Source organism: Pseudaminobacter soli (ex Li et al. 2025) (assembly GCF_003012705.1).
Classification (GTDB): Bacteria; Pseudomonadota; Alphaproteobacteria; order Rhizobiales; family Rhizobiaceae; genus Pseudaminobacter; species Pseudaminobacter soli.
In genome coordinates, this window is the sequence record NZ_PXYL01000021.1 from 1 (window position 1) to 24,724 (window position 24,724).

23 protein-coding genes are annotated in these 24,724 nt (G+C 64.7%); 7 read left to right on the plus strand and 16 right to left on the minus strand.

What is annotated here, in order from left to right; all coding sequences use genetic code 11:
• Positions 1-130: 130 nt before the first annotated feature.
• The 4 genes from C7I85_RS25685 to C7I85_RS25700 all read right to left on the minus strand — a co-directional run bounded on the left by C7I85_RS25685 (position 131) and on the right by C7I85_RS25700 (position 3,691).
• Positions 131-1,120, minus strand: a complete 990-nt coding sequence (locus C7I85_RS25685; protein WP_106726850.1) for a 2-hydroxyacid dehydrogenase — start codon at positions 1,118-1,120, stop codon at positions 131-133.
• Positions 1,117-2,139, minus strand: coding sequence for a LacI family DNA-binding transcriptional regulator (locus C7I85_RS25690; protein WP_106726905.1), 1,023 nt, complete (start codon positions 2,137-2,139; stop codon positions 1,117-1,119). The genes C7I85_RS25685 and C7I85_RS25690 overlap by 4 nt, the downstream gene beginning before the upstream one ends.
• 82 nt (positions 2,140-2,221) lie before the next feature.
• Complete coding sequence (locus C7I85_RS25695) at positions 2,222-3,163, minus strand: DMT family transporter (protein ID WP_106726851.1); 942 nt, start codon at positions 3,161-3,163, stop codon at positions 2,222-2,224.
• 120 nt (positions 3,164-3,283) lie between these two features.
• On the minus strand, positions 3,284-3,691 hold the full coding sequence (locus tag C7I85_RS25700) for a DUF2000 family protein (RefSeq protein ID WP_106726852.1): 408 nt from the start codon (positions 3,689-3,691) through the stop codon (positions 3,284-3,286).
• A 38-nt stretch (positions 3,692-3,729) separates the two neighbouring features.
• Here C7I85_RS25700 and C7I85_RS25705 point away from each other — a divergent pair, with 38 nt between their 5' ends.
• Positions 3,730-4,614 (plus strand): AraC family transcriptional regulator, encoded by an 885-nt coding sequence (locus C7I85_RS25705; RefSeq protein ID WP_106726853.1) that lies wholly within the window; start codon positions 3,730-3,732, stop codon positions 4,612-4,614.
• 15 nt (positions 4,615-4,629) lie between these two features.
• Here C7I85_RS25705 and C7I85_RS25710 read toward each other — a convergent pair whose 3' ends face one another.
• Complete coding sequence (locus C7I85_RS25710) at positions 4,630-5,118, minus strand: MarR family winged helix-turn-helix transcriptional regulator (protein ID WP_106726854.1); 489 nt, start codon at positions 5,116-5,118, stop codon at positions 4,630-4,632.
• 192 nt (positions 5,119-5,310) lie between these two features.
• Positions 5,311-6,042 (minus strand): intradiol ring-cleavage dioxygenase, encoded by a 732-nt coding sequence (locus C7I85_RS25715; protein WP_106726855.1) that lies wholly within the window; start codon positions 6,040-6,042, stop codon positions 5,311-5,313.
• Between the two features lie 165 nt (positions 6,043-6,207).
• Between C7I85_RS25715 and C7I85_RS25720 the strand changes: the two genes are divergently transcribed.
• From C7I85_RS25720 to C7I85_RS25745, 5 genes are all read left to right on the plus strand, one after another.
• Positions 6,208-7,272, plus strand: coding sequence for a CobW family GTP-binding protein (locus tag C7I85_RS25720; RefSeq protein WP_106726856.1), 1,065 nt, complete (start codon positions 6,208-6,210; stop codon positions 7,270-7,272).
• A 239-nt stretch (positions 7,273-7,511) separates the two neighbouring features.
• On the plus strand, positions 7,512-8,486 hold the full coding sequence (locus C7I85_RS25730; protein ID WP_106726858.1) for a WD40 repeat domain-containing protein: 975 nt from the start codon (positions 7,512-7,514) through the stop codon (positions 8,484-8,486).
• 96 nt (positions 8,487-8,582) lie between these two features.
• Positions 8,583-9,965 (plus strand): aspartate aminotransferase family protein, encoded by a 1,383-nt coding sequence (locus tag C7I85_RS25735; RefSeq protein WP_106726859.1) that lies wholly within the window; start codon positions 8,583-8,585, stop codon positions 9,963-9,965.
• Between the two features lie 91 nt (positions 9,966-10,056).
• The gene (locus C7I85_RS25740) at positions 10,057-11,445 is read left to right on the plus strand and encodes a glutamine synthetase family protein (protein ID WP_106726860.1); all 1,389 of its coding nucleotides are present in this window, start codon (positions 10,057-10,059) and stop codon (positions 11,443-11,445) included.
• A gap of 68 nt (positions 11,446-11,513) precedes the next feature.
• On the plus strand, positions 11,514-12,140 hold the full coding sequence (locus tag C7I85_RS25745) for a UdgX family uracil-DNA binding protein (RefSeq protein WP_106726861.1): 627 nt from the start codon (positions 11,514-11,516) through the stop codon (positions 12,138-12,140).
• Between the two features lie 5 nt (positions 12,141-12,145).
• Here C7I85_RS25745 and C7I85_RS25750 read toward each other — a convergent pair whose 3' ends face one another.
• Genes C7I85_RS25750 through C7I85_RS25770 form a run of 5 tightly spaced genes read right to left on the minus strand, consistent with a single transcriptional unit; the run spans position 12,146 to position 17,262 of the window.
• Positions 12,146-13,411 carry a glycerate kinase type-2 family protein gene (locus C7I85_RS25750; RefSeq protein ID WP_106726862.1) on the minus strand — a complete coding sequence of 422 codons (1,266 nt, stop codon included), beginning with the start codon at positions 13,409-13,411 and terminating at the stop codon, positions 12,146-12,148.
• A 24-nt stretch (positions 13,412-13,435) separates the two neighbouring features.
• On the minus strand, positions 13,436-13,939 hold the full coding sequence (locus tag C7I85_RS25755) for a heme-degrading domain-containing protein (RefSeq protein ID WP_106726863.1): 504 nt from the start codon (positions 13,937-13,939) through the stop codon (positions 13,436-13,438).
• A 40-nt stretch (positions 13,940-13,979) separates the two neighbouring features.
• Complete coding sequence (locus tag C7I85_RS25760; protein WP_106726864.1) at positions 13,980-14,693, minus strand: aspartate/glutamate racemase family protein; 714 nt, start codon at positions 14,691-14,693, stop codon at positions 13,980-13,982.
• Positions 14,694-14,725: 32 nt separating this feature from the next.
• Entirely contained in the window at positions 14,726-16,036 is a 1,311-nt protein-coding gene (gene guaD, locus C7I85_RS25765) for a guanine deaminase (protein WP_106726865.1), read from the minus strand.
• A complete protein-coding gene (locus C7I85_RS25770) occupies positions 16,033-17,262 on the minus strand; it encodes a urate hydroxylase PuuD (protein WP_106726866.1) in 1,230 nt (409 codons plus the stop codon). The genes guaD and C7I85_RS25770 overlap by 4 nt, the downstream gene beginning before the upstream one ends.
• A 146-nt stretch (positions 17,263-17,408) precedes the next feature.
• Between C7I85_RS25770 and C7I85_RS25775 the strand changes: the two genes are divergently transcribed.
• Complete coding sequence (locus C7I85_RS25775) at positions 17,409-18,329, plus strand: LysR family transcriptional regulator (protein ID WP_106726867.1); 921 nt, start codon at positions 17,409-17,411, stop codon at positions 18,327-18,329.
• Positions 18,330-18,344: 15 nt separating this feature from the next.
• Here the strand turns inward: C7I85_RS25775 and C7I85_RS25780 are convergent, their stop codons facing one another.
• From C7I85_RS25780 to uraH, 5 genes are all read right to left on the minus strand, one after another.
• Entirely contained in the window at positions 18,345-19,292 is a 948-nt protein-coding gene (locus C7I85_RS25780; protein WP_106726868.1) for a hypothetical protein, read from the minus strand.
• Between the two features lie 212 nt (positions 19,293-19,504).
• Positions 19,505-20,365, minus strand: a complete 861-nt coding sequence (gene xdhC, locus C7I85_RS25785; RefSeq protein ID WP_106726869.1) for a xanthine dehydrogenase accessory protein XdhC — start codon at positions 20,363-20,365, stop codon at positions 19,505-19,507.
• Complete coding sequence (xdhB, locus tag C7I85_RS25790; RefSeq protein ID WP_106726870.1) at positions 20,362-22,716, minus strand: xanthine dehydrogenase molybdopterin binding subunit; 2,355 nt, start codon at positions 22,714-22,716, stop codon at positions 20,362-20,364. Before xdhB ends, xdhC begins: the two co-directional genes overlap by 4 nt.
• A 10-nt stretch (positions 22,717-22,726) precedes the next feature.
• On the minus strand, positions 22,727-24,208 hold the full coding sequence (gene xdhA / locus C7I85_RS25795) for a xanthine dehydrogenase small subunit (protein ID WP_106726871.1): 1,482 nt from the start codon (positions 24,206-24,208) through the stop codon (positions 22,727-22,729).
• Between the two features lie 60 nt (positions 24,209-24,268).
• Positions 24,269-24,634 carry a hydroxyisourate hydrolase gene (gene uraH, locus C7I85_RS25800; protein WP_106726872.1) on the minus strand — a complete coding sequence of 122 codons (366 nt, stop codon included), beginning with the start codon at positions 24,632-24,634 and terminating at the stop codon, positions 24,269-24,271.
• Positions 24,635-24,724: the final 90 nt, after the last annotated feature.

Here is a 24,724-nt window from a genome sequence, read left to right on the forward strand (position 1 = left end):
GACCGACGAACAGATCCATGGGCATGGCTCCTTGACCAGTTAAGCTTGAGGAGCCTGCCCGCAGATTGAAATCCTGTCACCCCCGCAGCGGGAGCGCCACGGGAGCCCCAATCATCCGATCTTTTTTCATTCAGCCCTTGGCCTTCGCTACGACATGCGCCGTCTCGGCGACCGGCGTCAGAGCCTCGCCGTTCGAGAACCAGGAAATCAAATTGTCGACCACCAGGTCGGCCATGGCATTGCGCGTGTGCACGGAAGCCGAGCCGACATGCGGCAGGAGCACCGCATTGGGCAGGTCGATCAGCCCCTGCGGCACATGCGGCTCCTCGGCAAACACGTCGAGCCCCGCAGCGCGGATCGTGCCCTCGCGCAGCGCCTCGATCAGCGCTTCTTCGTCGACCGTGCTGCCGCGTCCGATATTGATGAACACGCCCTCCGGCCCCAACGCCTTGAAGATCTTTGCGTTGACGATCTTTTCTGTCGCCGCCCCGCCCGGCACCACCGAGATCAGCGTGTCGACCGATTCCGCCAGTTCCTCGAGGCTCGGATAGTAGGGATAGGCCAGTCCCTCGACCGGCCGGCGGTTGTGATAGGCGATCGTCAGCCCGAACGCCTCGAGCCGCTTGGCAATCGCCATGCCGATCCTGCCCATGCCGAAAATGCCGGCTCGGCGGCCGCGCAGCGTCATCGGCGTCAGAGGATAGTTGCCTTCCTTCTCCCAGCGGCCGGCGCGCAAATAGGCTTCGGCGCGCGGCAGTTCGCGCACGGTGTTGAGCAGCAGGCCAAGCGCGGTGTCAGCCACCTCCTCGGTCAGCACGTCGGGCGTATTGGTCACCATCACGCCCTTGCTGCCGGCATAGGCGGCATCGATCGCGTCGTAGCCGACGCCGAAGGACGCGATGATCTCCAGATTGGGCAGCGCGTCGATAAAGGCAGCGCCAAGCGGCTCCAAAAAACCCATGGCCGCCACGCCGCGCACGTCGCGCTTCATCTCGGGCGTCAGCAGGTCAGGCTGCACATGGTCGATACGCACCATGCGGAACGACTGGTCGATGCGCTGCACGGAGCGTTCGTGCAGACGACCCGGCACCAGGATCGTCACGGGAAGTTTTTCGGTCATGTCCTCTCCACAGGCTTGCCGGTCGATTGCCGGACATGCAGTTCCGGCCGGATCAGCTCCTGTGAAGGCCGGACCGGCTGGCCGTTCAGCTTGTCGAGCAGCGCGCTTGCAGCGCGGCGGCCCACCTCGCGCTGGCCGTTCCACACGGTCGTCAGCGCGGGCGTCGCGATAGCCGCCTCCTCGAGATCGTCATAGCCGGTCACCGAAATATCGACGCCGGGCACGAGCCCGGCGCGGGCAATGCCATTCATCAGGCCGATGGCGACCAGATCGTTCCAGCACACGGCGGCGGTCGGCTTGTCCTTCAGCGCCAGGAACTGGCTCGCAGCCTCGAACCCCGCCTGCTTGGTGCGCGGCCCGGGAATGCGCCACGTCGGGTTGACCTCCAGCCCCGCCGCCTCCATGGCCTTGCGATAACCGTGATAGCGGTCGCGGCCGGTCGACGTCTGGTCGGTGCCGCCGATCATGGCGATACGCTTGTGGCCGAGCGAGATCAGATGGTTGGTGGCAAGGCCGGTGCCATAGGCGTCGTCGCCGCGGAACACCGGCACATTCGCCCCCTCCACCGTACGCGCGATCAACACCGCCGGCAGGCCGTTATCCTCGGCCATGATGATGTCCTCGGCCGGCGTTCCGATGGCGGGCGACATGATCACCCCGTCGGCACCGAGCTGCAGCAGCGTGTCGATGAAGGTGCGCTGCTTTTCGAGGTCGTCATAGTGGTTGGAGAGGATGAAGGTCTGGCGGCTGCGGTCGAGCTCGCTTTCGATGGAGCGCAGGATCTCGGCAAAGAAGGGGTTCATGATGTCGTGGACGACGACCCCGACGATGCCCGACCGCGACGTACGCAGCGATGCCGCGCGGCGGTTGTAGATATAGCCTATGGCGCGCGCATGTTCCTTGATCTTGTCCCGCGTCGCGTCGGCGACCAGCGGACTGTCGCGCAGCGCAAGCGACACGGTTGCAGTGGAAACGCCGAGCGCATCGGCAATGGTCGAAAGCTTGATCTTCTGTGCCAGCACGTCCTCCCGGCCCACAGGGCGCATGGCATTGAGGTTTTTAAACTGTTTAAAAGCCTATATGCCACCGACCGCTGGCAAATCAAAGCTTTTTTGCCAGGTCCTCGTCCTCAGCCATTGGGAGGGTGCGGTTCTTCAGCCTAAGCCGGTGCTCGCGGTGCACGATATAGAGGCCGCTCGCCACGATGATGCCGGCGCCGGCAATCGTCCATTTGTCCGGCAGCTGCCCGAAGATCATGTAGCCGAAGCCGATCATCCAGACCATCTGCAGGTAGGGATAAGGTGCCAGCGCCGTCGTGGTCGCCTGCTTGTAGGCCTTGATGAGCAGCCAGTGGCCGAAGCCGCCGAAGAAGCCGAGCAGAAGCAGGATCATCCAGTGGAACGCATCGGTCGGCAGCGCTGCGGTATAGACGCCCACCGGCAGCATCAGCACGGCGGGCGCCAGCGCCGAATAGAAGATGAGGCTTTCGGCCGTCTCGGTCGCGCTCATATGCCGGGTCATGATGACATAGAGGCAGTAGCTGATGGTCGAGCACACCGCATAGACATGGCCCATCTGGAAGGCGGCGACGCCCGGCCGGGTGATGACCAGCACGCCGACAAAGCCGGCTAGAATCGCCATCCAGCGCCGCCAGCCGGCCCATTCGCCCAGCAGCGGCCCGGCAAGGGCGGTTATCACCATTGGAGCGAAGAAATAGATCGAGGTGGTCTCGGCCAGTTGCAGCGTTTTCAGCGCCGCGAAATTGAAGATGGTCGAGCCGAACAGGAAGATGCCGCGCAACACCTGCATGGGCAGGTTCTTGACCCGGAACATGCTCGGATTGGCCCAGCTGCGGAACAGCAGCAGCGCCAGCACCACATGGACCGCAAAGCGCACCCAGGAAATGAACGGCGCCGGCAGTCCCGACAGCACCAGATATTTGGCGCTGGAATCGAGGCAGGAGAACATGAATCCGGCGCTGAAGACGAGCAGGATCGCCGCGGTCGGGGTCGCCTGCTCGTGGGTGGCTGTAGTGGTACTCACAGAAGTGGGATCGCTCGCTTGGGTTGCTCGCCCGCTTGTGAGCGAGGCCGCTGGCGGGCGCAAGCCCAATTGGCTGGTCCAATAGCAATGCGGCGCGCATGTTGCGTTCGCGCCGCACGGTCAGCCATGCATGCGCGCGCCCTTGACGATCTTGTCGACGACTTTCTTGTCGGCGCGAAGCGCGATGCCGACGACCTTGGCCTCCGGCGGCGCGAACTCCGCGAAGACGGCCCGGTTGGCCGCATCGTGGCCGGTCGAGAACATTTCTTCGATGTAGAGCGAGGTCCTGACGCCGCGATCGAGCGAGCGCCGGTGAATGGCGGCCATCGTCTCGCCATCCGCGGCCAGCACGATGACCGGCTGGACGGACAACGGGTTGTAGGCATTGCCGGCAGCATCCACATAGGGTTCGCCGATGACATCCGGACACTGGGCGACGATGCCGCTTGCGAGGAATGCTGTTACGTTGAGTTTCTGCCAGACGGCGAGGTCTTCGCGCAGGACGATGGCAAGCTTGGTATCGAACATGGAAATCCCTGGTTGATGGCAATGAGCGGACTGAGCCGATGCAGAGCCATCTAGACACCGCCGCCGCAGAGCGTCTTGGACGTTTGTGCGCGGATGACCGCGAAAACCGCATCGTGCCTGCCCCGGCGCTGACCGGCATGGAACGCATCGAGGCAAGGTTCCATGGCGAAGCCTATGCCCTGCACCGCCACGACACCTACGCGATCGGCGTGACGCTGAACGGCGTGCAGGCCTTCCGCTACCGCGGACGCATGCGCTACAGCCGGCCCGGCCAGGTGATCGTGATCCATCCCGACGAACTGCATGACGGCGGCGCCGGAACCGAGGAAGGCCTGCGCTACCGGATGCTCTACCTCGAGCCGTCCCTGCTGCTCGATTGCCTCGGCGCCGGGGGAAGCTCGCTGCCCTTCGTGCGCAACCCGGTCCTCACCGACGAAGCGCTTTGCGCCACACTGCTTTCGGCGCTGGGCCCGCTCGACCAGACGCTGGACGAATTGTTTCTCGACGATTTTGTCACGCAACTGGCGCGCAGCCTCGCCGGGCACGCCGGCCAGCCACCAAAACCGCTCGGCAGGCCTGCCTTGAGGGCCGCGCACCTTGCCCGCGACTATCTTGAAGTCAATGCCGAGCGCCTGGTGCGCTCAGGCGAGCTGGAAGCGGTCACCGGTCTCGACCGCTATGCGCTGTCGCGCCATTTCCACGCCGTGTTCTCGACCAGCCCGCATCGTTTTCTGGTGATGCGCCGCCTGCAGCGAGCCCGCCGCCTGATCGAGACCGGCGAGCCACTGGCCGAAATTGCGGTGGCCACCGGCTTTACCGACCAGAGCCACCTCAACCGGCAGTTCAAGAAAGCCTATGGCATGACGCCCGGTCGCTGGGCCGCGCTCGTGCGGCCAAGCTCGCTTGCTGTCGCGCCAGGCTGAGCTGAATGCGAAGCCCTATTCGGCCGCTTCGGCGTGCGGCTCGATCTCGTGCTCTTCCTCGGCCTCGATTTCGTGGGCGTGAGAAAGATTGGCCTCGATACGCGACAGAAGCTTGCCAAGCAGCTTCTGTTCCTTCTTGTCGAAGCCGCGGAAGGCCTGCTTCTCGGTCTTGCGCACCGACTTCTCGATCGAGCGGATAGTCTCGCGACCGGTCTCGGTCAGGAACACATGGGCCTGGCGGGCATCGGCCTCCGAGGCGCGCTTCTCGAGGAAACCCTGCACCTGAAGGCGGTTGATGGTCTTGGTGACCGTGGGCGGCCGCACGCCGAGGCGAGCAGCGAGTTGGCCGGGCGTCTGCCCGTCCTCGGTGTTCAGCGCCAGCATGATCTGGTCCTGCCCGGCATAGAATCCGTATTCCAGCAACCGAGCGGCTAGTGCCGTCCGCGACAGCCTCGCCGCTGAATGCAGCCGGCTCATGGTCGCGCTTTTGTCTGCCTTGGCCATCCATCACCTCTTAAGGCCGCGCCGACCCCCTCGGCACAGAATAGTGCAGCCGGCCCAATTGGCAATAATAACAAGGGTGCCAGTCGTCGCGCGGCCTTTGCCGGCAATCACGGTTCCGCGCAATGGCGCTAATGCCAGAGAGACGTAACGGTTAGATGACAAAGTAATTTGCTTCGCTAGCGCTGCCGCTTGCTAGCCGGCGTCAATCGCAACGATCAGCAGCGCCTCGTAGGCACCCACCGCCTCGCGCAGCGCCGCCTGCGACAGCGGGCCAGCGCGCCGGGCGATTCCATCGTCCCCGTTGAACACGTCGCGTCTGTGCGGCCGATGGTTATAGGGCGCAACGCTGGCGAAGAGATGCTCGCTGAGGTCGTCGGGAAAGAACAGCTGCCCGGTCATCACCGATTTGTCGTCCGGAAACACCTTGAAGTGGATATGCGTCGTGCGGCCGCTGTACCAGCCGGGGTAGATCGTCCTGAACGTGACGATGCCGCGCCCGTCCGTGTGCTGGATGCCGCGCAGGAATTTCTGGCCGGACGTGTCGATGTTGCCGCCGTCGCCCTGCCCCGGATAGCCGGAATAGATGCCCTTGGCGTCGCAGTGCCAGATATCGACCCGCGCCCTGGCGAGCGGCCGACATTGCGCGTCAACCGCCTGCAGGCGCACCACCAGCGGCACGCCCTTGCGTCCCTCGGTGATGTCCTGACGCTCCAGTTCCGGATCGAAATAGAACGGGCCCTCGGTCACTTCGGGCGTGATCGAACAGACCCCGGCATCCGGCATCAGCAGCGATGTATCGGCAAGCGACTTGTCCTGCGCCAGCGCTTCCCGCGGCACGAATGCGCCGCCGACGGCGGTCACGGCAAGCAGGCCAAGCGCCTGGCGGCGGTTGATTTGCGGTCCGGATGGTCTTTTCACCGTCATGGCATTTCCCTGCAGAGCAAGCCACGCACCTTCTATTTAGGTGAGCGGGCGCTGCCGTCACAGTCAATTTTCGGTAATGCAGGCCCTATCGGCCGCGCCGATTGGCAGGTGCAAAAGCGGAAACGCCGTCCTATATGGAGCCCAACCATCCATTCGAGGACCACCATGAGCGAAGCACAGACGCAGATTCCCGTAACGGTGCTCACCGGCTATCTCGGCTCGGGCAAGACCACGCTGCTTAACCGCATCCTATCCGAAAACCACGGCAAGCGCTACGCCGTCATCGTCAACGAATTCGGCGAGATCGGCATCGACAATGATCTGATCGTGGAATCCGACGAGGAAATCTACGAGATGAACAATGGCTGCGTGTGCTGCACCGTGCGCGGCGACCTGATCCGCGTCGTGGAAGGCCTGATGCGCCGTCCCGGCCGCTTCGACGCCATCGTGGTGGAAACCACCGGCCTTGCCGACCCGGTGCCGGTGGCGCAGACCTTCTTCATGGACGACGACGTCCGCTCCAAGACCAAGCTCGACGCCGTCGTGGCGCTGGTCGACGCAAAGCACCTGCCGCTGCGCCTGAAGGACAGCCGTGAAGCCGAGGACCAGATCGCCTTCGCCGACGTGGTGCTGCTCAACAAGACCGACCTGGTGACGCCCGAGGAACTGCGCGACGTCGAAGCCACCATCCGCGCCATCAACCCCGCCGCCACCATCCACCGCACCACCCGTGCCGGCGTGCCGCTCGAAACCGTTCTCGACCGCGGCGCCTTCGACCTCAAGCGCGTGCTGGAGAACGACCCGGATTTCCTGGAAGCGCATGACCATGACCACGATCATGAGTGCGGCCCGGATTGCGGCCACGACCACCATCACCACGATCATGACCATGATCACCACCATCATCACGACCATGCCTCGCCGATCCATGACGTGACGGTGCAGTCGGTGTCGCTGCGCGGCGGCGTGATGGACCAGAAAAAGTTTTTCCCCTGGATCGAGAAGGTCACCCAGCTCGAGGGGCCGAATATCCTGCGCCTCAAGGGCATCATCGCCTTCAAGGACGATCCGGATCGCTACGTCATCCAGGGCGTGCACATGATCGTCGAGGGCGACCACCAACGCGCCTGGAAGGACGACGAGAAGCACGAGAGCCGTCTCGTCTTCATCGGCCGCAAGCTCGACGAAGAGCGTCTCCGCAGGAGCTTCGAGGCCTGCCAGGCGGCGTGATTGGTATCTGATCACATATCTTGGTGCCCCACGTTGCCCCCCTCTGCCCTGCCGGGCATCTCCCCCGCAAGGGGGGGGAGATTAGCCGGCCGCTTGCTCACCGTGCTTCTTGTGCGATGGAGATTAGCGAAAGCGGGGACGACATCTGATCTCCTCCCTTGCGGGGGAGATGCCCGGCAGGGCAGAGGGGGGCGCGAAAAAATGCTAAGTTTCACTTCAAGATTACTACGAGCCAGCCCATGCCCACCGTCGCCCCGCTTGACCTCGAAGGCCACTGCATCGCCACCGCCTTCCTCGGCGGGGTGCCGCATTTCGCGCTGGCCGACGGTGTAGTCCATCGGCTCGACCATGGCCATAAATGGACCGAGCTGCACGACGGTCTCTTGTCCACCGCCTACGACGCCGCCCGCTCGCGGCTGATAACCGGCGGCGAGGACGGCAAGGTCTGTGCGCTGGGCGCAGGCGATGCGGTCGAGGTCCTGGCCGAGATCGGCAAGAAGTGGGTCACCAGCGTTGCCGCCGGTCCGCAGGGCGCCATCGCTTACGCCACCGGCAAGACGGCCAGCGTCCGTTTCTCCGACGGCAAGGTGAAGGATTTCGTCCATCCCCGCTCGGTTGAGGGCATCGCGTTCGCGCCCAAGGGCATGCGCATCGGCGTCGCCCGCTACAATGGCGCGACGCTGCATTTTCCGGCCACCGAGGGCAAGCCGGTGGAGCTGGAATGGGCAGGCGCCCACACCGGCATCACCTTCTCGCCGGACGGCAACTATCTCGTCACCACCATGCAGGAAAACGCCCTGCACGGCTGGCGCCTCGCCGATGGCAAGCACATGCGCATGAGCGGCTACCCGCTCAAGGTCAAAAGCCTGTCGTGGAGCGTCAAGGGCAAGTGGCTGGCCAGTTCCGGCGCGCCGGCGGCCATCGTCTGGCCCTTCGTCGGCAAGGACGGCCCGATGGGCAAGGCGCCGCTGGAGCTCGGCACGCGCGGCAACGCCGCCGTCACCTGCGTGGCCTGCCACCCCAGCGAGGAGATCGTCGCCATCGGCTACAATGACGGCATGATCATCGCCGCCCGTTTCGCCGACCAGAAGGAAGTTCTGCTGCGCCGCCCCGGCAAGGGCGCCATCACCGCCATGGCCTGGGACGACGAGGAACGGCGCATCGCCTTCGGCTCCGAGACCGGCGACTGCGGCGTGATCGACATCGCTGGCTGAGCGGCCCGCGCCAGGAAATCTGCCCCAAACGCCCGCCATTGCCTGAATGCAGGCGGGACGCTACAAATCCTGCTCCACAAAATGGGTAGGAAATAATTGCAGACATCAGGGAACGCAGCCGCCACGCAGGGCGGCATAAGTCTTGCGCGCATCGCGACCATCCGCGCTACCGAGGCAACACATTTCCGCGAGGCACGACCGAAATCCGAGGCCGCCTTCGGCAACGGCGTCAAAGGCTTTCTCGACGGCGTGCCGATGCACTGGATGAACGACTGGCCCACCCCGTTCCCGATCATCGTCGAAAAAGCCAAGGGCACCACAATCACCGACATCGACGGCAACAAGCTTGCCGATTTCTGCCTCGGTGACACCGGCTCCATGTTCGGCCACTCCCCCGCGCCGGTGGCTAAGGCCATCCGCCGCCAGGCCAAGCGCGGCCTGACCTACATGCTGCCGAGCGAGGACGCGCTGCCGCTGGGCGAATTGCTCGCCTCGCGCTTCGGCCTACCGCACTGGCAGATCGCCACCACCGCCACCGACGCCAACCGCTTTGCGCTGCGCGTAGCGCGTGCAATCACCAAGCGGGCAAAAATCCTCGTCTTCAACGGCTGCTACCATGGGGCCGTGGACGAGACCATGGTGCGCCTGAGGGACGGTCAGCCGATCAATCGCCCGGGCCTCGCGGGCGAGTTCCGCGACCTCACCCAAAACACAAAGATCGTCGAGTTCAACGACCTGCCCGCACTCGAGGCAGCGCTTGCCGACGGCGATGTCGCCTGCGTCATCACCGAGCCGGTGCTGACCAACTGCTGCATGGTGCTGCCCGAGCCCGGCTTCCACGAAGCCCTGCGCACTATTACCCGCCGGCACGGCACGCTGCTTTTGATCGACGAGACGCACACCATCTCCACCGGCCCCGGGGGCTACACCCGCAAATACGATCTCGAGCCCGATCTCTTCGTGCTCGGCAAGCCGGTGGCCGGCGGCGTGCCAACCAGCGTCTGGGGCATGAGCGCCGAGGTGGGCGAACGCTACGACGCCTATAACCGCACCCGCGAGCCAGGCTATTCCGGCATGGGCACCACGCTCTCGGCTAATCCGCTGCAGTTCGCCGCCATGCGCGCCAACCTCGAAGAGGTGATGACCGAGGAGAACTACGCGCATATGGAAAAGCTCGCCGGCCGGCTGGCCGCCGGGCTGGAAGAGTCGATCGCGCGCCATAACTTGCCCTGGCATGTCCAGCGCGTCGGCGCCCGCGTCGAGTTCATCTGCGCCCCCGGCCCGCTGAAGAATGGCGGCGAGGCCGAAGCCGCGCATGCGTCCGAGCTGGAAGCGGCGGTCCATGTCGCGCTGGTCAATCGCGGCGTGCTGATCGCGCCCTTCCACAACATGATGCTGATCTCGCCGGAAACGACGAAGAAACAGGTCGACAAGCTGATCGCCGCCTTCGACGACATCGCAGCCGACCTGATGGCCTGACGGACAAGGCATCCCTGCGGCCCGGCTGCCAGTAGGGATGCGTTCGTGCATTCGCCGCATCCGATTTCAAATTCACCTAAGAGTACATCCCATGACCTCGCCCACCGGTTCCACCATCGAAGAAGCCAAGGCTTTCCTCGATGCCCATCCTGAAATCGAAGCCTTCGACATCGTTCTCACCGACCCCAACGGCGTCGGCCGCGGCAAGATCATCCGCCGCCACGAACTGATGGGCGTCTTCGAGAACGGCCGCCATCTGCCAATCTCCATCCTCGGCCTCGACATCACCGGCGAGGACGTGCACGAGACCGGCCTGATCTGGGATTCCGGCGACGGCGACCTGCGCGCCTGGCCCATTCCCGGCACGCTGAAGCCGCTCTACGGCACCAGCCCGGCGCGCGGGCAGCTGCTGATGTCGATGTTCCACCTCGACGGCGCGCCGATGACGTCCGACCCGCGCCTTGCGCTGGTTCGCCAGGTCGAGGCGCTCGCCGCCAAGGGCCTGCACCCGGCCGGCGCCTTCGAGCTGGAATTCTTCCTGCTCTCCAATGAGCGCGACGCCGAGGGCCGCGTGCAGCCGGCCAACGCCGTGCTGGACGGCCGCAAGAGCGGCAAGACCGAGGTCTATTCGGTCGACCATCTGCACGGCATGGAGCCGCTGTTCTCGGACATCTACGCCGCTGCCAAGGCGCAAGGGATTCCGGCCGAGACGGTCATCTCCGAATATGCGCCCGGCCAGTACGAGCTGACGCTGCACTACCGCAAGGACGTGCTGCAAGCTGCCGACGATCTCGTCATGCTGAAGCGCATCGTGCGCGCGCAGGCGCGCCGCCACGGCGTCACCGCCTGCTTCATGGCCAAGCCCATCGAGAAATACGCCGGCTCGGGCATGCATTTCCACGTCTCGCTGCAGGACGACGCCGGCAAAAACGTCTTCACCGAAACGACCGAAGGCCAGTGGTCGCCGACGCTGCTGCATGCGCTGGGCGGGCTCGCCGCCACCATGGCCGAATCCATGCTGGTGTTTGCGCCGCACGCCAATTCCTGGCGACGTTTCGTCTCGCAGTCCTACGCGCCGGTGGCGCCGACCTGGGGCGTCAACAACCGCTCGGTGGCGCTACGCGTTCCGGCGGGCGAAGCCAAGAACCGCCGCATCGAGCACCGCCCCTCGGGCGTCGACGCCAACCCCTATCTGGTGGCCGCGACCGTGCTGGCCGGCATCGCCAAGGGCCTCGACGAGAAGCTCGATCCGGGCCCGGAGACGACCGGCAATGGTTACGAGTCGGGTTCGGATGCTCGCGGAAAGATGCCGTCCGACTGGCGTAGCGCCATCGAGGCGGCCAAGGGCTCGGCTTTCCTCAAGCAGGCGCTGGGCGAGGACCTGCACCGCACCTTCACGGCGATCAAGGAATCCGAATATTTCCGTGTCGCCCGCACGGTGAGCGAACTCGACTACCACCTGTATCTCCACGAAGTATAAGCACGCGCCCGCCGGAACCTGCACGCCCCTCGCTCATTTTTCGAATGAGGGGCTAGCAGGAGGCGGCCATGCCGACTCAGCTGTCGTTTGACGAGCAGCCGGATTTCCCGACGATCGAAGCCGCGCGCGAAGCGGCCCGCACATGCCGGCGCTGCCAGCTCTGGCGCGACGCTACGCAAACCGTCTTCGGCGAAGGGCCGGAACATGCGGCCGTGGTCTTCGTCGGCGAGCAGCCGGGCGACCAGGAAGACCTTGCCGGCCGGCCTTTCGTCGGGCCGGCGGGTCATGTCTTCGACGATGTGCTCGAAGAGGCCGACATCGACCGCGCCAAAACCTATGTCACCAATGCCGTAAAGCACTTCAAGTTCGAACCGCGCGGCAAGCGGCGGCTGCACATGAAGCCCAATGCCGGCGAGATCCAGGCCTGCCGCTGGTGGCTGGATGCTGAGCTATCGCTGACCCGGCCGAAGCTCGTGGTGGCGCTGGGCGCCACGGCCGCGCAGGCACTGCTGGGCAAAGCGGTTGCGGTGACGAAGCTGCGCGGCAGCGTGGTCGAGCGGGATGACGGCCTGCGCGTCTTCGTGACCATCCACCCCTCCTTTATCCTTCGCATTCCGGAAGAGATCGACAAGCAGGCCGAGCGCAGGCGATTTCTGGCGGATATGCGCGCAGTTGGAAAACTGATGGCCGCCTGACGCGGTCAGGTCACCAAAATCGCCCTCAGATCATTCACATTCGTGCCCGTCGGACCCGGCACGAAAAGATCGCCGACGGAATGGAACGCCGTCCAGGCGTTATTGCCGGCCAGCATGGCGCGCGCATCGACGCCCGCCACACGCATGCGCGCCACGCTTTCGCCATCGGCAAAGGCGCCGGCATTGTCCTCCGAGCCGTCAATGCCGTCGGTGTCGGCCGCCAGCGCGTGGATGCCTTCAAATCCCTGAATGCCGAGCGCGAAGGCCAGCAGGAATTCGCTGTTGCGCCCGCCCTTGCCCTTCGCGCGCAGCGTCACCGTCGTCTCGCCGCCCGACAGGATCAGCACCGGCTTGCGGAACGGCCGGTCGCGCATCGCCACCTCGCGCGCGATCGCCGCATGCACCGCGCCCACCTCGCGCGCCTCGCCCTCGATGGAATCGGACAGGATGACCGCCTCGATACCTTGCCGTTTCGCCTCGGCCGCAGCAGCTTCGAGCGACACCGCAGCCGAAGCGATCAGCCGCACCTCGTTGCGGGCAAAGCGCGTATCGTTCGGAAGGGGCGCATCGGCTTCCGGCGAATTGAGATGCGCCATCACTGCCTCGGGCAGCTTCATGCCATAGGTCTCGATCGCCGCCAGCGCCTCGGCGCGGTCGCCCGCGTCGGGCACGGTCGGGCCGGAAGCAACGAGCGCGGGGTTGTCGCCGGGAATGTCAGAGACGATCAGCGAAACCACTCTGGCCGGATGGGCTGCCGCCGCCAGCCGCCCGCCCTTGATGGTCGAAACATGCTTGCGGATCAGGTTCATCACCGAGATCGGCGCGCCGGAGGCGAGCAACGCCTCGTTGACGGCAATCTCATCGGCCAGCGTCAGCTTACCGGCCGGCGACGGCAGCAGCGCCGAGCCGCCACCGGAGACGAGCGCCACCACCAGATCGTCGCTCGACAGGCCGTTGACCGTCTCAAGCAGCCGGCGCGCGGCGTCCAGCCCGGCGGCATCCGGCACGGGATGCGCCGCCTCGATCACCTCGATGCGCTCGGTCGGCGCGCCATAGCCGTAGCGTGTCACCACCAGCCCTTCCAGCGGCCCGTCCCATACCTTCTCGAGCGCCGCCGCCATCTGCGCCGAGCCCTTGCCGGCGCCGATCACGATGGTCCGCCCCTTGGGCTTCTCCGGCAGCTGCGCGCGGATGGTCAGTTCCGGGTCGGCGGCGGCAACGGCGGCGTCGAAGATGGAGGTGAGGAAGGATTTTGCATCGAAGGAGGTCACGAGCGGTTTCCCTTCGCAGCCGGATCAGGCCGCAGCCTCCAGCGGCGGCAGCGCCAGGGCCTCGGCAGAATGCCCGAGATAGGCAGCAAGCGCGGCCACGACCACATTGTGATCCTCCCGCTCCGGCAGGCCCGAAACGGCGATCACGCCGATGACGCCGGCCCCCTTGACCCTGACCGGAAAGCCGCCGCCGGCCAGCACATAGTCGGCTATGTCGAGCCCCTCGCCCACCTTGAAGGTGCGGTCGGGACGGTTCTGCTCGAGCACCAGCCGATAGGTGCTCTTGAGGTAGCGCTTGACCACATTGATCTTGCGCCGCGCCCAGTCCGGATTGGAGGCGTTCGAGCCGGGCATGGCGGCATAAAAGAGCGGCCGGTCGAAGGTGCGGATATCGACGATTATCGGCAGGTCTTCCCGAAGCGCCCGCTCGCGGATGGCCGAGCCGATCTCGAAGGCGACGGCCTCGTCGAAGCGGTCGAAAACGAGCTCCGCTTCCTGCGTCTTGATACGTTCGATGTCCCCGGCCATTTCGTCCTCTCTCCCGATGTCGCAGCTGGCTTTGTCCGGATCAGGTCAGCACATCGGCCAACGCCATGTCCAGCGCTGCTTCGACATGCAGCTGGGTCACGTCGAAGGCCGGGAGCGGATATTCTCCCGTGCCCACCAGCAGGGGCAGTTCCGTGCAGCCCAGGATGAACCCTTGCGCGCCGCGCGCCTCAAGGTCCGCGGTCGTCTCGAGCAGCGCGGCCCGCGACGCCTCCTCAACTTTGCCGAGCGTCAGTTCATCGATGATGATGCGATGCAGCCTCTCGCGCTGTTCGGCATTCGGCGTAAGGACTTCGAGGCCGTGATCCCTCAGCCGTCCGGAAAGGAAATCCTGTTCCATCGTATAGCGTGTGCCAAGCAGGCCGACGCGCGAAAGGCCCCTGGCCTTGATGCTTTGCGCTGTCGGGTCCGCAACATGCAGCAAGGGCACGGAGATGGCCGCTTTCACCTCGTCGGCGACACGGTGCGCCGACACGGCGGTCAGCATCACGAAGTCGGCGCCGCCCTTTTCCAGGCAGCGCGCCGCCTCGCCCACCCTTTCGGCGACGACGTCCCAACGGCCGAGAGCAGCCATGCGGTTTATCTCATCGAAGTCGAGAGTATACAGAAGCGACCGGGCATTGTGGTGCCCGCCGAGCCGTGCACCCGCCCCCTGGTTGAGCAGCCGATAGTATATGGCGCTCGATTCCCAGCTCATGCCGCCCACCATCCCGATAAGCTTGGATTGTCCGGTCATGGTTGGTTCCCTCTGGGCTTACGCTACTGCTGCTATGCCATATCGCCTTTCGCGGGTCGCCCCGCAATATAGACTTCGCGCACGGCGCGGTCGTCGCCCACGGTCTGCAGCAGGAACAGCTCTTCGGCCAGCGTCCCGATCGCTTCCATGCGGAGCTTCATGATCGGCGTGGCGCGGGAATCCAGCACAACGATGTCGGCATCGGTGCCGGCATCCAGCGTGCCGATCCGGTCTTCCAGCGACAGCGCCCGCGCATTGCCGAGCGTCATTTGCCAGAAGGAGGCGAAGGGGTTCAGCTTCTCGCCGTTCAGCGCGATCACCTTGTAGCCCTCGTCCATGGTGCGCAGCATGGAATAGTTGGTGCCGCCACCCACATCGGTCGCGGTCGCGATGCGCAGCGGTTTTTCCCGCGTGCGGTAGCGCTGGTAGTCGAACAGGCCAGAGCCTAGGAAGAGGTTGGAGGTAGGACAAAAAACCGCCACCGAGCCGGAGTCCGACAGGGCATCCGCCTCGCGCTCCGACAGATGGATGCAGTGGCCGAGCAGGGTCTTGGGACCCAGCAGGCCGTAATGCTCATAGACGTCGGTATAGTCGCGCGACCACGGATAGAGTTCCTGCGTGAACGCGATCTCGGCGTGGTTCTCCGAAAGATGCGTCTGGATGTGCAGGTCGGGGAACTCGGCCGCCAGGGCCTTGGCCGTCTCCATCTGCTCGGGCGAGGAGGTGATGGCGAAGCGCGGCGTGATCGCATAGTGCTGGCGACCCTTGCCGTGCCACTCGCGGATCAGCGCCTTGGTGTCGTCATAGCCCGATTGCGGCGTGTCGAGCACGCCTTCCGGCGCGTTGCGATCCATCATCACCTTGCCGGCGATGTTGAGCATGTTGCGCGCGTGGCTCTCCTCGAAGAAGGCCTCGGCCGACTGCTTGTGCACCGAGCAATAGGCGGCGACGGTGGTGGTGCCGTGGCGCACCATCTCGTCGAGGAACTGACGCGCCACGCGGCGGCCATATTGCGCGTCGCGGAACTTGGTCTCTTCCGGGAAGGTGTAAGTGTTCAGCCAGCCGAGAAGCTCGGCACCGTAGGAAGCGAGAACCTGCAGCTGCGGATAATGCACATGGGCGTCGACGAAGCCGGGTATGATGAGATGCGGCCGGTGGTCGATCTTTTGCGCCCCCTCGCCGGCCTGGCGTGCCACGTCCTCATAGGCGCCGGTGGCGACGATCCTGCCTTCGCGGATGAGCACGCCGCCGTCTTCCTGATAGGAATAGGCGCCGTGATCGTCGATAGCGTCGGGCCAGCGCCAAAAGCTCAGCGTGCGGCCGCGAAGGAGGGTTTCGGTCATTGCTGCGTCTTCTTTCCTGCCTCTTCGAACCAGGTCACCAGCAGCTGCCGCTCCTGCGGCGTGATCTCGGTGACGTTGCCGGGCGGCATGGCATGGCTGCGCCCGGCCTGGAGATATATCTCGCGGGCGTGAGCGGCAATCGCCTCGTCGGTATCGAGCTTCACGCCCTTGGGTGCCTGGTGGATACCTTCATAGACGGGCTCTGCCGCATGGCACATCGAGCAGCGGCTGAGCACGGTGTCGCGCGCGGCCGGAAAATGCGTCGAGGCGACCAGCGCCTGATCGGCGGCAGTAATCTTTGGCTCGTCGGTCAGCACCTTCGGCACCGTCGAAAGCCAGATGATGATGACGAAGAGGATGGCGGTGACCAGCCAGGTCCAGGTCGGGTTGCCCTTGTTGGCATGCCGGGTGTTGAAATAGTGCCGGATCAGCACGCCCATCATGAACACCAGCGAGGCGATGATCCAGTTGAACTCAGTGCCGAACGCCAGCGGATAGTGGTTCGACAGCATCAGGAACAGAACCGGCAGCGTCAGGTAGTTGTTGTGCAGCGAGCGCTGCTTGGCGATCTTGCCATATTTCGGGTCGGGCTTGCGGCCGGCGATGAGGTCGGCAACGACGATCTTCTGGTTCGGAATGATGACCATGAAGACGTTGGCCGACATGATCGTGGCGGTGATGGCGCCCAGATGCAGGAAGGCGGCGCGGCCGGTGAACAGATGCGTCAGCCCCCAGGCCATGAACACCAGGATGATGTAGAGCAGGATCATCAGGCCGGTATCGGCCTTACCGATCAGCCAGCGGCAGAGAAGATCGTAGACTATCCAGCCGCCGGCCAGGCAGGCGAGCGAGATCAGGATGGCGACCGGGGCCGAGACATCGAGCACGTTGCGGTCGACCAGGAACAGGTCCGCGCCCGCATAGTAGACGATGGCGAGCATGGCAAAGCCCGTCATCCAGGTGAAGTAGGACTCCCATTTGAACCAGGTCAGATGCTCGGGCATCTGCTCGGGCGCCACCAGATATTTCTGGATGTGGTAGAAGCCGCCGCCATGCACCTGCCATTCCTCGCCGAAGGCGCCCTTGGGCAGGCCTGGCCGCTGGCGCAGGCCAAGGTCCAGCGCGACGAAATAGAAGGACGAGCCGATCCAGGCGATCGCCGTGATGACATGCGTCCAGCGCATGCCGAAGCTCAACCAGTCCCACAAAACCGCGTAGTCGTTCATCGATAGTCCTCTCAACCGGCGCTCGACTTTACGTGCTCGCCAGCAAACGGAAAGAGCCCAGCCATACGATGACTTTCAAAAAAAAATAAAAAATACTAGGGTCACTCTATCGGTTTCAGCTTACGGACCACGGAAATCAGCCACGAATGGCCTATCTCGACAATCTTGCCGTCTTCGTCCGGGTCGTCGAACTCGGCAACCTGTCGGCGGCCGGGCGCGACATGCGCATCTCGCCGGCGGTCGCCTCCAACCGCATCAAGGAGTTGGAAAAGCATCTCGGCGTCAGGCTTTTCAACCGCACCACGCGCCAGTTGATGCCGACCGAACATGGCGGCGTGTTCTATAACGGCGCCAAGCAGGTGCTGGCGGCGATCACCGAGGCGGAAGCGGCAGTCAGCGCCCTTTCCGGCCAGCCGCGCGGCACGATCAAGGTCACCGCGCCGCTCGGCCTCGGCCGCCGGCTCATCGCCTCGGGCATCCCCGAATTCCACGACAAATATCCCGACATCGAGGTGCGACTTCGGCTTTCGGACCACAATGTCGATATCATGAAGGAAGGCATCGACGTTGCCTTCCGGCTGGGGCTACTGGAGGATTCGAGCCTCAGGATGCGCGGCATCATGGAGTGCGAGCGCGTCCTGGTCGCCGCCCCCGAATATCTCGAGCGGCGCGGCGAGCCCACGACGGCCCAGGAGCTGGTCGACAGGCGGCACGACTGCCTGCTGCTTCGCTTTCCCGGCATGCGCGAGTTCTTCTGGACGCTCTCGTCGCCCACGGGCCCGGCCAAGTTCGAAGTGCGCGGCCCGTTCGATTCCGACGACGGCGACGTCCTGACCAGCTGGGCGCTGGCCGGGCGCGGCGTCGTCAACAAGCCGCGCTTCGACGTCGAGCATTTCATCCGCGAGGGGCGGCTGAAGATCATCCTGCCCGAGACGCCGCCGATGCCGGTCCAGCTCGCCGCCGTCTACCCGCACAAGAACCTGCAGGACCCCAAGGTGCGCCTGCTGCTCGACTTCATGGCCGACCGCTGCCAGCGCCTGATCCGCGAGGCGCTGGCGGGGAAGTAGCTCCGCCCGGCAGCGTCACTTCACGATCGGACCGGGGTCTTCCGGACCGTTGACGGCATTGAGCCTCAACACGTTGTCGTTCAGGCATGCCTCGATGCGATGGTCCGACGGAATCCTTTTGAGCCACGGGTTGAGATCCGCCACCGGCTGCTGGATACCGCCGAAGTTGAACTGGCGATCCTGGGTCAGCTGCTGCGTCAGGTCTATGCCGGTGAAGTACTGATGAACCTTCTGCACCGCCAATAAGAGGCTGCCGCTGACGTTGTGCGAATTCAGCCGGATGTTCGAAGCCGTGATCGTGGTTTTGCCGATACCCATCGGGCTCGTGACCCTGTTGGGAATGGAGATCTCCGTCCGCGCTAAGAGATCGAAGTCGACCGAGAATTCAGGGTCCGCCCACCCGCCGATCACCGAAGGCGTCGTGACATGGAACTGGAAACGGTTGCCGGGCAGCGCGATGCGCACCGTGACCTTGTTGTCGCAGGCCGTCAGGACCTCGGCGCGGGCGCCGCAGTTTTGCGTCAGCCGCGACCGCGCGTCGGAGCGGATGGTGAAGCCGCCCATTCTCGGATTGACCGTCGACCGGATCATATCCTTGAAGGCGCCGTTGAGCCGATCGAGATTGGACGTCCACTGCTGGCAGATGCTGCTGCCGCTAAGGAAGTTGCCATTGCCTGCCAGCGGCACATTGTTCCTGGCGATCTCCAGCCCATTCACCTGCAGGCCGCCGAAAGTGTTCGGCCTGATGATCATCAACTGGCCGGCCTTGCCGATCCTGAAATCCTTGAAACTACTATTGTCCGCCAGGAGGGTGTAGCCCTGCGGATCGGCTGTGTTGACGGCCGCCTCGGGTTTCTGGCTGCCCTGAGCGCCATGTTCCTCAGCGCCGAAAGCCGCGAAGCTGAACGCGGTCGAAGCCGCGCAGAACAAGGCAGCAAGAATGTAACGGTGGGTACCCCGCATGGTGTCCTCCAACTCTGGGCCGGGGTCAATTCGAGCCAGGTGCCACGGTCTCCGGCGCAGGCCGCACCCCGGCACGACCTGTGCCGCTCCTCGACCTTGGCTCGAATTGCCGCCGGCAGAACGATCCTACCTCGCCGTGAAACGTTCTGGTTATGAGGCGTATCAGGATTGCGCGGCCAGCGTATCCTCTAAACAGAGGAGAAAAGATTCGGTCAGCCCATCGCTGGGCTCTGGCCTTCACTGAGGGGCGAACCATGCTCGACCAGCGCGGTCATGATCTCGGCCGCCGCAAGTGCAGCAATCACGGCCGGGCGCTTGTCCTTCACCGCATCACCGCCGATGGGCGAGACGAGCCGAGCAAAAACCTCTTCGGTGCCGCCGGCCGTCTTGAGGAACCAGCTCTTGAAGGTGGCCTTCTTGGTCTTCGAGCCGATCATGCCGACATAGGCTGCGTCGTCGCGCTTCAATGCCTCGGCGACGATCAGGAAGTCGAGCGCATGGTCGTGCGTCAGCACCACGAAGGCGGAGCCGGCGGGCGCCTCGCGCACCATCTCCTCCGGCACTGGCGTCAGGCGCGTCTCGACCGTGTCCGGCATACCGTCGAGCGCATCGGCGCGGGTGTCCACCACCGTCGCGTGCACCGGCAAAAGCGAAAACGCCGATGCAAGGGCATGGCCGACATGGCCGCCGCCGAAGACATAGATATGCGGGCTCGCCGCGTCCTCGACGCGTGCCTGCGCGATCATTTCCTCGCGCAGCGCCGCGTCCACGGGCCTGATCGACAGGCCGACGCGGCCGCCGCAGCACTGGCCGATTTCGGGTCCGAGCGGAATGTCGAGCTCGATGTGCTCGGCTCCAACATCACGGGGCGCCGCCAGCATCTGGCGTGCCCGGTCGATTGCCATGAATTCGAGGTGACCGCCGCCGATCGTGCCGAAGATGGCCTGCGGCGAAACCAGCATATGTGCCCCGGTCTCGCGGGGCGTCGAGCCTTTTGCCTCCGTCACCTCGACGAGTGCCGCTTGCGGCGCGTGATCGAGGAAAGAGCGGAGACGCTCAATGTTGCGTGTCACTTGTCCGCCGTTTCAGCCCTTAATCTTTCGATTGCCATCAGCACGCGCTCGGGCGTCGCGGGCGCGTCGAGTCGCGGGCAAACCTTGTGGTCGGCGACGCTCGCCACCGCATCAGACAAGGCTTGGAGCACCGAGATGCCAAGCGGCAGCGGCGGTTCGCCCACAGCCTTTGAGCGATGGATCGTCGGCTCATAGGCCTCCGACCAATCGGTCAATGCCACATTGAAGACCTTCGGCCGGTCGGAAGCGAGCGGAATCTTGTAGGTCGAGGGCGCATGGGTGCGCAGCCGGCCCTTCTCGTCCCATACCAGCTCCTCGGTGGTCAGCCAGCCCATGCCCTGGACGAAACCGCCCTCCACCTGGCCGATGTCGATGGCCCGGTTCAGCGAGCGGCCGACGTCGTGCAAAATGTCGGTGCGTTCGACCACATATTCGCCGGTCAGCGTGTCGACCGACACCTCCGAGCAGGCCGCGCCATAGGCGTAGTAGTAGAAGGCGTGGCCCCGGCCCTTGGCTCGGTCCCAATGGATCTTCGGCGTCTTGTAGTGACCGGCCGCCGAAAGCTGGACGCGGGCGATGTAGGCCTGCTTGACCAGATCGTTGAAGCTGATCTCCTGGTTGCCGACGCGCACCCGGTTGGGCAGGAACACAACCTGATCGGCTGGAATCTGATAGCGGTCGGCCGCGAAATCGGTGAGCCGCTTGCGGATCTGCCGCGCCGCATTCTGCGCGGCCATGCCGTTGAGATCGGCGCCGGAAGAGGCTGCCGTAGGTGATGTGTTCGGCACCTTGGCCGTGGTCGTCGCGGTAATCTTCACCCGGTCGAGATCGATCTGGAACTCTTCCGCCACCACCTGCGCCACCTTGAGATGCAGGCCCTGCCCCATCTCGGTGCCGCCGTGGTTCATGTGCACCGAGCCGTCGGAATAGACATGCACCAGAGCGCCGGCCTGGTTGGACTCGGTCTTGGTGAAGGAAATGCCGAACTTGACCGGCGTCAGCGCGATGCCACGTTTGATGAAGCGGTTCTTGGCGTTGAACTCGGCAATCGCGCGGCGGCGACCGGCATAGTCGGCGCTCTCTTCCAGCTCCGCCACGATGCGCTGGATGATGCAGTCCTCGACCTTCTGGTGATAGGGCGTGACGTTGCGCTCGCCGGCAACGCCCATCGCGTCGTAGAAATTCAGCTTGCGGATTTCGAGCGGGTCCTTGCCCACGGCAAAGGCCACCTCCTCGATGACGCGCTCGCAACCGACCATGCCCTGCGGGCCGCCGAAGCCGCGGAAGGCGGTGTTCGAGACGGTGTTGGTGTAGAGCGGCGCCGACTTGGCATGCACGGCCGGATAGAAATAGGCGTTGTCGCAGTGGAACAGCGCGCGGTCGCCCACCGGACCCGACAGGTCGGCCGAGAAACCGGCATTGAGCGCGAACATGTAGTCGACGCCGAGGATGTGGCCCTCTTCGTCGAAGCCGACCTCGTAGTCGATGACGAAGTCGTGCCGTTTGCCGGTGGCGGTCATGTCCTCGTCGCGGTCGAGCCGGATCTTCACCGCCCGCTTGAACTTCTTGGCCGCAATTGCCGCAATGGCCGCGCACTGGTTGGCCTGGGTTTCCTTGCCGCCGAAGCCGCCGCCCATGCGGCGCACTTCGATTGTCACCGCGTGGCTCGGCACGCCCAGCGCATGCGCCACCATATGCTGCGTTTCGCTCGGACCCTGGGTAGAGCTGTAGACGAGGATCTCGTCGTCCTCGCCCGGCACCGCCAGCGCAACCTGGCCTTCGAGATAGAAATGGTCCTGGCCGCCGAGCTTCATGCTGCCCTTGACGCGGCGCGGCGAAGCCGCGATCGCGGCAGCCGCATCGCCTCGCTTCAGCGTCAGCGGCGTGGTGACCTGCTTGTCCTTCTCGGGATCGAGGCCCCAGATGTGGACGATTGGGTCGAGCTCTTCATATTCGATCTTCGCCAGACGCGCGGCGCGGCGAGCCTGCTCGCGCGTTTCGGCAATCACGCAGAAGATCGGCTGGCCGTGGAACTGCACCTTGCCTTCGGCCAGCACCGGGTCGTCATGCATGCCGCTCGGCGAAATGTCGTTCTCGCCCGGCACGTCTTCATAGGTCAGCACGTCGACCACGCCGGGCGCGGCGCGCACCGACGACAGGTCGACGCTCTTCAGGATGCCATGCGCAACGGTCGACAGGCCGAGGCCGGCATGCAGCGTGCCGGCCGGCTCGGGCATGTCGTCGATATAGACGGCAGTGCCGGCCACATGCTTGTGCGCGGAGTCATGGCGCTGGTCGGAATGTACGCCACCGACGATCCGGGCGGCCTTGAGGTCGGAATGCTTGTTCATTGCCGTCTCCTCACGCTGCCTGGTGGCGCGAAACCTGGATCGGCTCGCTGCCGCCCTGGGTTTCGGCGAAGAAGCGGCGCAGCAGGTTGCGCGCCGCCAGCATGCGATATTCCGCGCTGGCGCGCATGTCCGTCAGCGGGGTGAAGTCCTGCGCATAGGCCTCCAGCGCCGCTTCCACGGTGACTTCCGTCCAAGGCTTGCCGGTCAGTACGGCCTCCACGGCTGCGGCGCGCTTGGGTGTCGCCGCCATGCCGCCATAGGCGATGCGGATCTGGGCAACCGTGCCGTCGGCGGCAAGCGTCAGATGGAAGGCGCCAAGTGCTGCGGTGATGTCCTCGTCGCGGCGCTTGGAAATCTTATAGACGGCAAAGCGGCTGTCCTTTGCCGGCACCGGCACATGCACCGCCTCGACGAACTCGCCCGGCTGGCGATCCTGCTTGCCATAGGCGATGAAGAACTCTTCCAGCGGAATGGTGCGGCGCTCAGCACCCTTGCGCAGGGTCAGCGTAGCGCCCAGGGCGATGAAGGGCGGCGGGGTATCGCCGATGGGCGAGCCGTTGGCGATGTTGCCGCCGATGGTGCCCATGTTGCGCACCTGCTCACCGCCAATGCGATTGATCAGTTCGCCCAGCGCCGGGATGCGTTGGCTGAGCAGGTCGAACGCCTCGGTGTAGGTGACGCCCGCACCAATGGTGATGACGCCGTCCTTCTCCGAAATGCGGCGCAGCCCTTCCAGATGGCCGATGAAGACCACCGGCGAGATGTCGCGCATATGCTTCGTCACCCACAGGCCGACGTCGGTCGAGCCGGCGACGATGGTCGCCTTGGGCTCGGCTTCGAGCACGGCGGCAAAATCGTCGACATCGGCCGGCACGACCAGCCGCGCCTTGCCCGACCCGACCTCGACACGCGCGCCGTCGCGCAGCTTGGTGAGCTTTTCGATCACAGCCGCGCGTTCCACCGCCAGCGGGTCGCTCGCCCCCTTGCCATAGTCCGAGATCGCGCGCGCCGCTCGCATGATCGCCTCATAGCCGGTGCAGCGGCAGAGATTGCCCTGCAGCGCCTTCTCGATCGTGGCGTCGGACGGGTTGGCGTCCTTCATCCAGAGGCCGTAGAGCGACATCACGAAGCCCGGCGTGCAGAAGCCGCATTGCGAGCCGTGGAAGTCGATCATCGCCTTCTGCACCGGGTGCAGATCGCCGCCCACCGGCTGCACATGTTCGATGGTCACCACATGGCAGCCGTCGAGCGAGCCGAGGAAGCGGATGCAGGCATTGACGCTCTCATAGACGAGCCCGCCCGCCGTCAGCTTGCCCACCAGCACCGTGCAGGCGCCGCAGTCGCCCTCCGCGCAGCCTTCCTTGGTGCCGCGCATGGAGCGGTCGAGCCGCAGCCAGTCGAGCAGCGTCGCGTCGGGCGCCACGTCGCGCACGGTCACCTCCCGGCCGTTGAGCAGGAAGCGGATTTCGTTGCGGATCGGGGCGGACGACATGCTGTTATCTTTCCATACGGACGGCGCTGGTTCGATGCTGTGCGGCGGCGTGCCGGGCCATCAACTGCCCCGATAGGTCGAATAACCGTAGGGCGAAAGTAAGAGCGGCACGTGATAGTGCTTGTGCTCGGCGATACCGAAACGCACCGGCACCTTGTCCAGGAAGGCAGGATCGGTCAGGCTGGCGCCATGCGTGCGCATGTAGTCGCCGGCTTCGAACACGATCTCGAATTCGCCGAGACGGAAACTGTCGCCTTCCATCAGCGGCGCGTCGCAGCGGCCGTCTATGTTGGTGTTCACCGTCTTGATCAGTATCCTGGTCTCGCCGTCGAGGCGATAGAGCGACAGCCTGAGGCCGTCTGCAGGACGGCCCGTGGCCGTATCGAGAACATGGGTTGTAAGGCGCCCGCCTTGAGCTGTCGACATATGGCCTCCCTACCTTCGATACATACGAACGCGCATGATCTGTTGTGTGTCAATTAAAGGCGATGCAAAACTCGGCGTGAAGTGGAACGC

What these genes read in the sequence shown, in the direction of transcription:
- xdhB (WP_106726870.1), bottom strand. Translation starts at nt 22,716, where the DNA reads ATGAACAAGCATTCCGACCTCAAGGCCGCCCGGATCGTCGGTGGCGTA.
- C7I85_RS25780 (WP_106726868.1), bottom strand. Translation starts at nt 19,292, where the DNA reads ATGCGGGGTACCCACCGTTACATTCTTGCTGCCTTGTTCTGCGCGGCT.
- C7I85_RS25685 (WP_106726850.1), bottom strand. Translation starts at nt 1,120, where the DNA reads ATGACCGAAAAACTTCCCGTGACGATCCTGGTGCCGGGTCGTCTGCAC.
- guaD (WP_106726865.1), bottom strand. Translation starts at nt 16,036, where the DNA reads ATGACCGAAACCCTCCTTCGCGGCCGCACGCTGAGCTTTTGGCGCTGG.
- uraH (WP_106726872.1), bottom strand. Translation starts at nt 24,634, where the DNA reads ATGTCGACAGCTCAAGGCGGGCGCCTTACAACCCATGTTCTCGATACG.
- C7I85_RS25755 (WP_106726863.1), bottom strand. Translation starts at nt 13,939, where the DNA reads ATGGCCGGGGACATCGAACGTATCAAGACGCAGGAAGCGGAGCTCGTT.
- C7I85_RS25745 (WP_106726861.1), top strand. Translation starts at nt 11,514, where the DNA reads ATGCCGACTCAGCTGTCGTTTGACGAGCAGCCGGATTTCCCGACGATC.
- xdhA (WP_106726871.1), bottom strand. Translation starts at nt 24,208, where the DNA reads ATGTCGTCCGCCCCGATCCGCAACGAAATCCGCTTCCTGCTCAACGGC.
- C7I85_RS25770 (WP_106726866.1), bottom strand. Translation starts at nt 17,262, where the DNA reads ATGAACGACTACGCGGTTTTGTGGGACTGGTTGAGCTTCGGCATGCGC.
- C7I85_RS25740 (WP_106726860.1), top strand. Translation starts at nt 10,057, where the DNA reads ATGACCTCGCCCACCGGTTCCACCATCGAAGAAGCCAAGGCTTTCCTC.
- C7I85_RS25705 (WP_106726853.1), top strand. Translation starts at nt 3,730, where the DNA reads ATGCAGAGCCATCTAGACACCGCCGCCGCAGAGCGTCTTGGACGTTTG.
- C7I85_RS25700 (WP_106726852.1), bottom strand. Translation starts at nt 3,691, where the DNA reads ATGTTCGATACCAAGCTTGCCATCGTCCTGCGCGAAGACCTCGCCGTC.
- C7I85_RS25730 (WP_106726858.1), top strand. Translation starts at nt 7,512, where the DNA reads ATGCCCACCGTCGCCCCGCTTGACCTCGAAGGCCACTGCATCGCCACC.
- C7I85_RS25760 (WP_106726864.1), bottom strand. Translation starts at nt 14,693, where the DNA reads ATGACCGGACAATCCAAGCTTATCGGGATGGTGGGCGGCATGAGCTGG.
- C7I85_RS25710 (WP_106726854.1), bottom strand. Translation starts at nt 5,118, where the DNA reads ATGGCCAAGGCAGACAAAAGCGCGACCATGAGCCGGCTGCATTCAGCG.
- C7I85_RS25775 (WP_106726867.1), top strand. Translation starts at nt 17,409, where the DNA reads ATGGCCTATCTCGACAATCTTGCCGTCTTCGTCCGGGTCGTCGAACTC.
- C7I85_RS25720 (WP_106726856.1), top strand. Translation starts at nt 6,208, where the DNA reads ATGAGCGAAGCACAGACGCAGATTCCCGTAACGGTGCTCACCGGCTAT.
- C7I85_RS25715 (WP_106726855.1), bottom strand. Translation starts at nt 6,042, where the DNA reads ATGACGGTGAAAAGACCATCCGGACCGCAAATCAACCGCCGCCAGGCG.